This is a genomic window from Streptosporangium minutum (assembly GCF_002149035.1).
Classification (GTDB): Bacteria; Actinomycetota; Actinomycetes; order Streptosporangiales; family Streptosporangiaceae; genus Streptosporangium; species Streptosporangium minutum.
In genome coordinates, this window is the sequence record NZ_NGFP01000036.1 from 39,324 (window position 1) to 49,079 (window position 9,756).

At 70.7% G+C, this 9,756-nt stretch carries 9 protein-coding genes; 5 read left to right on the forward strand and 4 right to left on the reverse strand.

Annotated elements, in window-relative coordinates; all coding sequences use genetic code 11:
• Positions 1–219 precede the first annotated feature (219 nt).
• Positions 220–645, forward strand: coding sequence for a hypothetical protein (locus CA984_RS10910; RefSeq protein WP_086570870.1), 426 nt, complete (start codon positions 220–222; stop codon positions 643–645).
• Positions 646–878: 233 nt separating this feature from the next.
• Here CA984_RS10910 and CA984_RS10915 read toward each other — a convergent pair whose 3' ends face one another.
• The gene (locus CA984_RS10915) at positions 879–2,018 is read right to left on the reverse strand and encodes a cystathionine gamma-synthase (RefSeq protein WP_086570872.1); all 1,140 of its coding nucleotides are present in this window, start codon (positions 2,016–2,018) and stop codon (positions 879–881) included.
• A 153-nt stretch (positions 2,019–2,171) separates the two neighbouring features.
• Positions 2,172–2,384 (reverse strand): hypothetical protein, encoded by a 213-nt coding sequence (locus CA984_RS10920; RefSeq protein ID WP_086570874.1) that lies wholly within the window; start codon positions 2,382–2,384, stop codon positions 2,172–2,174.
• A 138-nt stretch (positions 2,385–2,522) separates the two neighbouring features.
• Between CA984_RS10920 and CA984_RS10925 the strand changes: the two genes are divergently transcribed.
• Positions 2,523–3,746, forward strand: coding sequence for a sensor histidine kinase (locus CA984_RS10925; protein ID WP_086570877.1), 1,224 nt, complete (start codon positions 2,523–2,525; stop codon positions 3,744–3,746).
• Between the two features lie 254 nt (positions 3,747–4,000).
• Here the strand turns inward: CA984_RS10925 and CA984_RS10930 are convergent, their stop codons facing one another.
• Positions 4,001–5,371, reverse strand: a complete 1,371-nt coding sequence (locus CA984_RS10930) for a cystathionine beta-synthase (protein WP_086570879.1) — start codon at positions 5,369–5,371, stop codon at positions 4,001–4,003.
• A 134-nt stretch (positions 5,372–5,505) separates the two neighbouring features.
• Here CA984_RS10930 and CA984_RS10935 point away from each other — a divergent pair, with 134 nt between their 5' ends.
• From CA984_RS10935 to CA984_RS10945, 3 genes are all read left to right on the forward strand, one after another.
• Positions 5,506–6,480, forward strand: a complete 975-nt coding sequence (locus CA984_RS10935) for an SGNH/GDSL hydrolase family protein (RefSeq protein ID WP_086570881.1) — start codon at positions 5,506–5,508, stop codon at positions 6,478–6,480.
• 53 nt (positions 6,481–6,533) lie between these two features.
• The gene (locus tag CA984_RS10940; protein ID WP_086570883.1) at positions 6,534–7,883 is read left to right on the forward strand and encodes an outer membrane protein assembly factor BamB family protein; all 1,350 of its coding nucleotides are present in this window, start codon (positions 6,534–6,536) and stop codon (positions 7,881–7,883) included.
• Between the two features lie 147 nt (positions 7,884–8,030).
• Positions 8,031–9,251 (forward strand): acetyl-CoA C-acetyltransferase, encoded by a 1,221-nt coding sequence (locus tag CA984_RS10945; protein WP_086570885.1) that lies wholly within the window; start codon positions 8,031–8,033, stop codon positions 9,249–9,251.
• Here CA984_RS10945 and CA984_RS10950 read toward each other — a convergent pair.
• Positions 9,252–9,756: PPOX class F420-dependent oxidoreductase (locus CA984_RS10950; RefSeq protein ID WP_341351704.1), on the reverse strand; the 505-nt coding region annotated here is incomplete at its 5' end.

Here is a 9,756-nt window from a genome sequence, read left to right on the forward strand (position 1 = left end):
GGCACTGACGCTGGTCGCCGGTGTGTGTTACGAGCTGTTCATGCTTTCACGCACCCGCGACAGGCAGTTCCCGCCACACGCGACGGGCGGGACGTCCCCGGTACGGAGTGACCGGGACCCCTCTCCCGACACGGCGACATCCGGAGAGGGCGCGGAGACATCCGGAGAACTTGCGCGCGCCATACCCAGCCGAGATCACCGGGGGCTAATGTCTGGCGCATGACAGACCTGTTGCTCTGGCTGCACATCGGTTTCGCGATCTTCGCCCTGGGGCCGGTCACCGCAGCCACCATGTCCACTCCCAGGTTCATCCGCGCCAAGGACGTCAACGTCCTGCGCTACCTGCACAAGACCACGCGCGTCTACGCCATCGCGGCCATCGGCGTGTTCCTGTTCGGCCTGATACTGGGCCGCGAATACCTGGGCAAACCCTATTTGTCGATCTCCATGACCCTGTTCATCGTCGCCGCGGTGCTCCTGGTCATCGTGGACCGGGACCAGATCACCGCCATCCGGGTCCTCAGCAACGAGAACCCGGACGACGACGCGAAGGTGCAGACCGGGCGGATCGCCGCGCTCTCCGGCATTATGACCCTGATCTGGCTGGTCATCCTGGTGCTGATGGTCTGGGGCGACCCGTACTGATGCGGCCCGTACTGACGCTGCCCGTGCTGATGCGGCCCGTACTGACGTGACCCGTGCTGATGCGGCCCGTACTGACGCTGCCCGTGCTGACGTGACCCGTGCTGACGCTGCCGCCGCCCCGGTGCCGGCGGGCCCGGGCCGCTCCGGGCCGCCCCGGGCCGCTCCGGGCCGCCCCGGGCCGGGGTGACCGATCACCCCGGTGCCGGGCGGCCCGTACCGGGCGGCGGGAGCCGCTAGCCCAGCGCCTGGCTCAGGTCGGCGAGCAGGTCGTCGATCGACTCGATGCCGACCGACAGGCGGACCAGGTCGCCGGGGACCTCCAGCGGCGAGCCCGCCGCCGAGGCGTGCGTCATCCGGCCGGGGTGCTCGATCAGCGACTCGACACCGCCGAGCGACTCGCCCAGGGTGAACAGCTTGGCGCGGTTGCACACCTCGACCGCCTCGGCCTCCCCTCCGGCCACCCGGAAGGAGACCATGCCTCCGAAGCGCCTCATCTGCTTGGCCGCGACCTCGTGGCCGGGGTGGTCGGGCATTCCCGGGTAGAGCACCGAGGTCACCCGCGGGTGGGCGAGCAGGAGGTCGACCACGCGCTCGGCGTTGTCGCAGTGGCGGTCCATCCGCACCCCGAGCGTCTTGAGACCGCGCAGCGTCAGCCACGCGTCGAACGGCCCCGCCACCGCACCCATCGCGTTCTGGTGGAAGGCGAGCTCCGCGCCCAGCTCGGCGTCGGCCGTGACCAGCGCGCCGCCGACCACGTCCGAGTGGCCGCCCACGTACTTGGTGGTGGAGTGCACCACGATGTCGGCGCCCAGCGACAGCGGCTGCTGGAGGTAGGGCGAAGCGAAGGTGTTGTCGACCACCAGCAGGGCGCCGTTGTCGTGCGCGAGCTGGGCCAGGGCCGCGATGTCCGCGATGCCGAGCAGCGGGTTGGTGGGCGTCTCCACCCAGACGATCCTGGTCTTCTGGGTCATGGCGGCCGCGACGGCGCGCAGGTCGCCGAGCGGCGCCGGGTCGTAGTGCAGCCCCCAGCGCGCGTGGACCTTGGAGAACAGCCGGTAGGTGCCGCCGTAGGCGTCGTTCGGGATGATGACGTGGTCATCGGGCTTGCAGACCGTGCGGAGCACGGCGTCCTCGGCCGCCAGGCCGGAGGCGAAGGCAAGGCCCCGGGTGCCGCCCTCGACGGCGGCCATCGCCTCCTCCAGCGCGGTCCTGGTCGGGTTGGCCGACCGGCTGTACTCATATCCGGCGCGCAGCCCGCCCACGCCGTCCTGCTTGTACGTCGACACCGCGTAGATCGGAGGAACGACGGCCCCGGTGTGGGGGTCAGGCTCCTGACCTGCGTGGATGGCAAGCGTCTCGAATCCTTCACTCATACGGCCAACGCTACTCGCAAAAGCGCCGGCGCCATGCGGCAGCATGACGGGGCCGCACGCCGTACGCCGGCGGTCACCCGACTGCTCGTCACGACGGCGATCACGGGACCGCACGCGTCACACGACGGCGATCAGGAAACGGCACGTCACCCCTCAGGCCGCCTGAGGCTCGTGGTCCTCCACGAGACGCGGCCGCAGCCGCACGACCTCCCCGCCCGCGCCCACCGGCGGGGCCTGGATGTGGCGGCCGCTGGCGCCCTCGGCGGGCTCCCCGTTGATACGCGACAGCAGGACGGGGTCCGCGAGTGTCAGAGACACCGCGACCACGAGTCCGACGGCCAGCAACACGATCCCGATGACGGTCATTTCCTTCTCCTCTTCGACACCTCAAGCATCGACGGCAGGCACCCCGCCCCGCCTCCACTGAAGGATCGGTTCACGGAGGCACCGATCAGCCGAACGGCTGATATTTCATGTCAGCCGTGAGGCCTAGGCTCAGGGGCCGTGGGAGAAACACATCGCGTCGTCTACTGGATCCAACGGCTCAGCGAGTTCGCGCTCATCGGCTGGCTCTCCCTGCTGCTTCTGATCGACCTCGCGATCGCGGCGTCGAACGACGAATGGGCGGCGTGGCTGAATGCCCTGTGCGGCGTCGTCGGCGTCCTGGCCGTGCTGTGGCGCCGCACCCGGCGGATCGGCGGGTTCGCCGTCCTGCTGGTGATGTCGTTCGTCCTCACCCTGGTCATCGAGACCCTCGGCGGCCGGGGAGGGCCGGGTCTGGCCGAGACGGGGTCGCTGCTGATCCTGACCATCGGCGGGCTGCGCTGGATCGAGCCGATCAGGCGGGCCGCGCTGTTCTCCGCGGCGTCGATGATCGTGCTGGAGACCGCGGCGGGGCGCCTCCCCCAGAGCAGCATGGCTCTCGGCACCGGCTTCCTCGTCTTCGTCGGCTGGTCCTTCGCCGCCGCGGTCGGCGCGTATCTCCGCTTCCAGCTGGAGCGCCGCAAGGAGGCGGTGAGCTCCGTACGGCGGGCCGAACGCCTGGAGCTCGCCAGGGAGCTGCATGACCTGGTCGCCCACCACATCACCGGGATCGTCGTCCAGGCGCAGGCAGCCAAGATCGTCGCCGAGCAGAAGCCGGAGGCCGTGGTCCCCTCGCTGGAGGCGATCGCCAGCGCCGGCGCCGACGCGCTGACCTCGATGCGCCGCCTGGTGAGCGTGCTGCGGGCGGAGGACGAGGCCGCCCGGACCCCCGGCAGCAGGCTCGCGGACATGCGGATCATGGTGGAGCGCTTCTCCGCCGGCGGCCCCAGGGTCGCCTTCGACATCGGCCAGGGCATCACCGACGAGACCCTGGCTCCGGAGGTGATGACCACCCTCCACCGGGTCCTGCAGGAATCCCTGACCAATGTCCGCCGGCACGCCCCGGGCACCGGTTGGGTGGAGGCGGACCTGCGGCTCTTCGCCGACTCCGGCGGGCAGGACGGGCCCGACCGGCGCGCCTCGAACGGCAGGCAGACCCCGCGGAACCCGCCGGGCCGCGCGATGGGCACGGTACGGCTGCGCGTGCGCAACTACGGCTCGGCGGCCGACGTCAGGGTCTCCCGCCTGGGAGGTGGATTCGGCCTGGTGGGCATGGCCGAGCGCGTCGAGGCGCTCGGCGGCCGTCTTGTCGCCGGCCCCACCCCGGAGGGTGCCTGGGAGGTGCTGGCGGAGTTCGCCGTCTGACCTGCCGACCGGCGGCCCACCGACCTTTCGACCTTCCGGCCCCCCGACTCACCGACCTCCTGACCTCCCGGCCCTCCGACTCACCGGCCTTTCGATCTTCCGACCTTCCGGCCACTGGCCCACCGGCCTTCCGGCCGACCGGTCCTCTGGCCTTCCGACCCTCCGGCTCACCAGCCTTTCGATCTTCCGGTCTTTCACCCCACCGACCTTTCGATCTCCCGGCCTTTCGACCGGCGGGCCGGTGAGCGAGGCGGCTAGTGGTTGGCGAGGAAGGCCAGCAGGTCCTGGCGGGTGACCAGGCCGACGGGCTTGCCGTCGTCGAGGACGACCGCGGCGTCGGCCTTCTCCAGCGCCTCGACCGCGATGGAGACCGGCTCGCCCGCACCGATCATGGGCAGCGGCTGGGACATATGGTCGGCCAGCGGGTCGGTCGGCCGCACCCGGCCGCGGTAGAGGGCGTCGAGCAGGTCGCGCTCCAGGATCGAGCCGACCACCTCGGCGGCCATGACCGGCGGCTCCTCCTTCATCACCGGAAGCTGCGACACGCCGTACTCCCGCATGATGGAGATGGCCGTGTCCACCGACTCGTGCGGGTGGGTGTGCACGAACTCCGGCATGCCGGAGCCCTTGCGGGTCAGCACGTCCTTGACCAGGCCCTCGTCGCTGGAGGTGGTCAGGAAGCCGTAGTCGGCCATCCAGTCGTCGTTGAAGATCTTCGACAGGTAGCCCCGGCCGCCGTCGGGCAGCAGCACCACGACCACGTCGTCCGGGCCGGCCTGCTTGGCCACGCGCAGCGCCGCGACCACCGCCATGCCGCAGGAGCCGCCCACCAGCAGCGCCTCCTCGCGGGCCAGGCGGCGGGTCATGCCGAAGGAGTCCTTGTCGGAGACGGCGATGATCTCGTCGCAGATCGCGGTGTCGTAGGTGGCCGGCCAGATGTCCTCGCCGACGCCCTCCACCAGATAGGGCCGCCCGCTGCCGCCGGAGTAGACCGAACCCTCCGGGTCCGCTCCGATGACCTTCACCCGGCCGTCGGAGACCTCCTTGAGGTAGCGGCCGACGCCGCTGATCGTGCCGCCCGTGCCGACACCCGCCACGAAGTGGGTGATCCGGCCCTCGGTCTGCTCCCAGAGCTCCGGACCGGTGGAGTGGTAGTGGCTGTCGGGGTTGTTCGGGTTGGAGTACTGGTCCGGCTTCCAGGCGTTCGGCGTCTCCCGGGCCAGCCGGTCGGAGACGGAGTAGTAGGAGCTCGGGTGGTCGGGAGAGACCGCGGTCGGGCAGACCACGACCTCCGCGCCATAGGCGCGCAGGACCGCGATCTTGTCCTGGGCGACCTTGTCGGGCACCACGAACAGGCACTTGTAGCCCCGCTGCTGGGCCACGATGGCCAGCCCGATCCCGGTGTTGCCCGACGTGGGCTCCACGATCGTGCCGCCGGGGCGCAGCGCGCCCGACTTCTCGGCGGCATCGATCATCCGTACCGCGATCCGGTCTTTCACCGAGCCGCCAGGATTGAAATACTCCACCTTGGCCAGCACTTGAGCCGGCAGCCCCGCCGTCACCTTGTGCAGCCGGACGAGTGGAGTGTTGCCCATCAGCTCCACGAGTGAGTCATGTACGCGCACCGGATGATCACCTCGAAATACCAAAGCTTTGTCAGCTTGTTGTGTTGAACGCCCGGGTCCCCTGGGGGTGGACGGGACTCGGCTACTTTTCAAGGCAACGCTACCGCCGCGCCGTATCGAGGGAGCAACGCCACGTGACCTGGACACCGGGGGCGGTACGGACCGCCCGGCGCATCGCGGCCGCCGCGGCCGTGGGCGGAGGCGGGATCACCGCGCTCGGGGCGGCCACCTACGGGCTGCTGCTGGCCGAGGCCCTGCTGGCCCGCCGGATCGTCGGCCGTCCGCACGGCATGGAGGGGCCTCCGTCGGACGGGGTCTACGGCGACTTCGACGGTGAGCCGATCCGGATGGTCATGCTCGGCGACTCCACCTCGGTCGGCCTGGGCACCAACGACCCCGCGGAGACCCCGGCCGTGCTGATCGCCTCGGGACTGTCCGTCGTCGCCGAGCGTCCGGTGCACCTGACCGTGCTCGGCAAGTCCGGGGCGGCCTCCGTCGAGCTCGCCGACCAGGTGGACCTGGCGCTCGAAGCCATGCCCGAGATCGCGGTCATCTTCATCGGCGCCAACGACGTCACCACGCAGACGCTGCCCGCGCAGGCCGTACGGCATCTGCAGAAGGCGGTGCGGCGGCTGCGCGAGGCCGGGGCCGAGGTCGTCGTGGGCACCTGCCCCGACCTCGGCACGGTCCGGCCGATCGTGCAGCCGCTGCGCTGGGTGACCCGGCGCTGGAGCCGTCAGCTCGCCGCCGCGCAGACGGTGGCCGTGGTCGAGGCGGGCGGGCGGACGGTGGCCTTCGCCGACCTGCTGGGAGAGGAATTCACTGCAAACCCGGGCGAAATGTTCGGACCGGATCGTTTCCATCCATCTGTCCAAGGTTATCTACAGGTTGCTTACGCGGTGCTACCTTCTGTAGGCAGTGCGCTGGGACTGTGGCCCGAACCACGGCGCCAGCGCAGTGAGTCGATCTACCTCGCGGCGGCTATGGCCGCGGAGGAACCCGGCACCGAGGTGTCCGCGACTCGCGTCGCCGGCCGAGCAACCGGACCCCACGGACGGTGGGTGACGATGTTCCGCCGGAGGCCCGGGGCGCCGCCTCACGATGCCTGAACACGGTTACCCTCCGCGGCGAAGTCGTGACGTCTCGCCCCCATTGGAGTGGAATGCCCGTGATCTGGCCCCACGCGAAACCGGCACTGGTGCTCGCCGGAGCCCTGGCCCTGACTGGCTGCTCCGGCAGTGAAGCGGCCACACCGGCCCATCCCACCTGGCACAACACCGAGGTGAACGCGGTCAGCCGCACCACCGCCGCCGGTGGCGTGGCCATGACGACCTCCATGAGGCCGGACGGCGCGCTGGAGACGGTGGCCGTCGACCTCTCCTCGGGCAAGAAGCTGTGGGCCCATCCCGCGGCCATGGCGGGCCGCCTGCCGGGGATGGGGGTCCCGGCTCCGGCGATCGTCGAGACCGGCGGGGGCCAGGCCGTCGCGGTGGCGGTCGACCCGACCAGGCAGGGCCGGTGGAACGCCACGCTCATCGCCCGCGACGCGAGGACCGGGGCGCAGAAGTGGACCCGGCCGGTGCACTCCACGTTCGGCCCGCAGAGGTGCGGGGCGTTCGTGTGCATGTCCGAACAGACCGCCCTGGCCACGGCGCGGGTCGTCGTGCTCGACCCCGCCACCGGCGAGCTGATGTGGAAGCTCCCCGGCATCGCCGAGGTCGAGTGGTCCGACGCCTCCCGCGTCGTGTTCCTGCGCCTGGCCCGGCACCCGGTCCTGGAGGCCTACGACCTGAGGACCGGCAAGGCGGGCTGGCGACTGCCGGTCGAGCAGCCCCTCGGCACGGGGGTCGACATGTCGGGCGGCTGGTCGTTCGGCGCGACGGCCGACAACCTCATCGGCTACGTCGCCCCCTACACCGACCCGCGGACGAAGAAGGTCTCCGCCTTCGGCCTGTTCTCCCTCAAGCTCGCCGACGGCACGGTCAACTGGATACGCCCCTCGGTCGTGCGCGTCTACCCCAGCGGCAGCCCCGGCTTCGCGCCGGTGGTCCGCCCGGTCGACCAGCAGGGCCAGTACGGCGGCTTCGCCCGCCTGGACGCCGAGAGCGGCCGGGTCCTCGGCCAGATCCCCGCCACCCAGGTCCCCGGCTCGGGCTGGTGGCTGGCCTTCCCCGACCGGATGGAGAAGCTCGGCTTCCTCAAGCCCGGCAAGCCCGGCAGCGCCTTCGACCTGACCACCGGCCAGAACGCCGAGATCAAGGGCGAGCGGGGCTGGTCCTTCTGCGTCACCGATCCCAAGCCCCTCGCGATCAAGGGTCAGAGTCCGGGCTTCTACTCGGTCGCCTCGCTGTGCGAGTTCGAGCTGGCCGAGGGCAGGAAGGTCGCCGGCTCCGACGCCCCGCCCGCCTGGTTCACCGGCAGCCAGGACGGCTGGCGGACATGGCGCGACGAGCGGGGCGGCCTGCACGGGATCAAGGACGGCACCGGCACCTCGCCGGGCATGTACGGCTGACCCGGACACGACAGGGGCCCGCCTCCGGGCAGGGCCCCTTGTGCGCGCCGTACAAAGTTCTGTTTCGTTCCGCCCCGGGTCGTGGCATCTGGGCTACCGCGCGGTAACCTCCGCATGAGGAGCAGCCAACCAACCCAGGAGAGCCACATGCCCGAGGCAGTCATCGTCGCAACCGCGCGCTCGCCGATCGGACGCGCCTTCAAGGGATCCCTCAAGGACATCCGTCCCGACGACCTGACCGCACAGATGATCAAGGCCGCGCTGGCCAAGGTCCCCCAGCTCGACCCCGCCACCATCGACGACCTGATGCTGGGCTGCGGCCTGCCGGGCGGCGAGCAGGGGTTCAACATGGCCCGCGTGGTCTCCACGCTGCTCGGACTGGACACCGTGCCCGGCACCACCGTCACCCGCTACTGCTCGTCCTCGCTGCAGACCACCAGGATGGCGATGCACGCGATCAGGGCGGGCGAGGGCGACGTGTTCGTCTCGGCCGGCGTGGAGTGCGTCTCCCGCTTCGCCAAGGGCAACTCCGACTCGCTGCCCGACACGCAGAACACGCTGTTCGACGAGGCCCGAGGCCGTTCGGCCAAGGCCGCCGAGGGCGGCGGCGAGGTCTGGCACGACCCGCGGGAGGACGGCGCCGTGCCCGACGTCTACATCGCGATGGGCCAGACCGCGGAGAACCTCGCCGGGCTGAAGGGCGTCTCCCGCCGGGAACAGGACGAGTTCGGCGTCCGGTCCCAGAACCTGGCCGAGAAGGCGATCGCCAACGGCTTCTGGGAGACCGACATCACCCCGGTCACCCTGCCCGACGGGACCGTGGTCAGCAAGGACGACGGTCCCCGCGCGGGCACCACCTACGACGCGGTCTCGCAGCTCAAGCCGGTCTTCCGGCCGGACGGGACGGTCACCGCCGGTAACTGCTGCGCGCTGAACGACGGCGCCGCCGCGGTGATCGTGATGAGCGACACCAGGGCCGCCGAGCTGGGCATCACCCCCATCGCCCGGATCGTCTCCACCGGCGTGACCGGCCTGTCCCCCGAGATCATGGGCCTGGGCCCGGTCGAGGCCTCCAGGCAGGCCCTGGCGCGGGCCGGCATGTCGATCGGCGACGTGGACCTCGTCGAGATCAACGAGGCCTTCGCCGCCCAGGTCATCCCGTCCTACCAGGATCTCGGCATCGACCTCGACCGGCTCAACGTCAACGGCGGCGCCATCGCGGTGGGCCACCCGTTCGGCATGACGGGCGCCCGGATCACCTCAACGCTGATCAACAGCCTCCGGTTCCACGACCGGTCGATCGGCCTGGAGACCATGTGCGTGGGCGGCGGTCAGGGCATGGCCATGGTCCTGGAGCGCCTCAGCTAGTCAGCCGTGGACGTCGGGGCCGGCACGGGTGAGCTCGATTCTCAGGATCACCCGCCGGTCCCGCTCCATGGCCGCCCGGTAGTCGTCCCAGTCGGGGTGCTCGCCGGAGATGTCACGGTAGTAGTTCACCAGCGGTTCCATCGCCTCGGGCAACGAGACGACCTCCGCGGTGCCCTCGATCTGGATCCACTCGCCGTAGAAGGCGTCAGTCGTCACGCAGAGCGCCACCTGGGGATCCCTGCGGAGGTTGCGGACCTTCGCGGCGGTCTCCCGGGTGCTGACGATCGCGTACCCCTCGCCGTCCAGCCCGACGGTGACGGGGGACATCTGCGGCCGCCCGTCGGCGTGCCGGGTCAGCAGGACCGCGCGATGGTTGTCGCGGATGAAGTTACGTGCCTTGTCGAGATCCATGGCACCATCATGGCCGGTGAGGGCACTGCCGTGTTTTATCCGGCGGGCGAATCGCTCTCCTTCGGTGGTCACGCCGTCCGGAACGGTCTGGGCT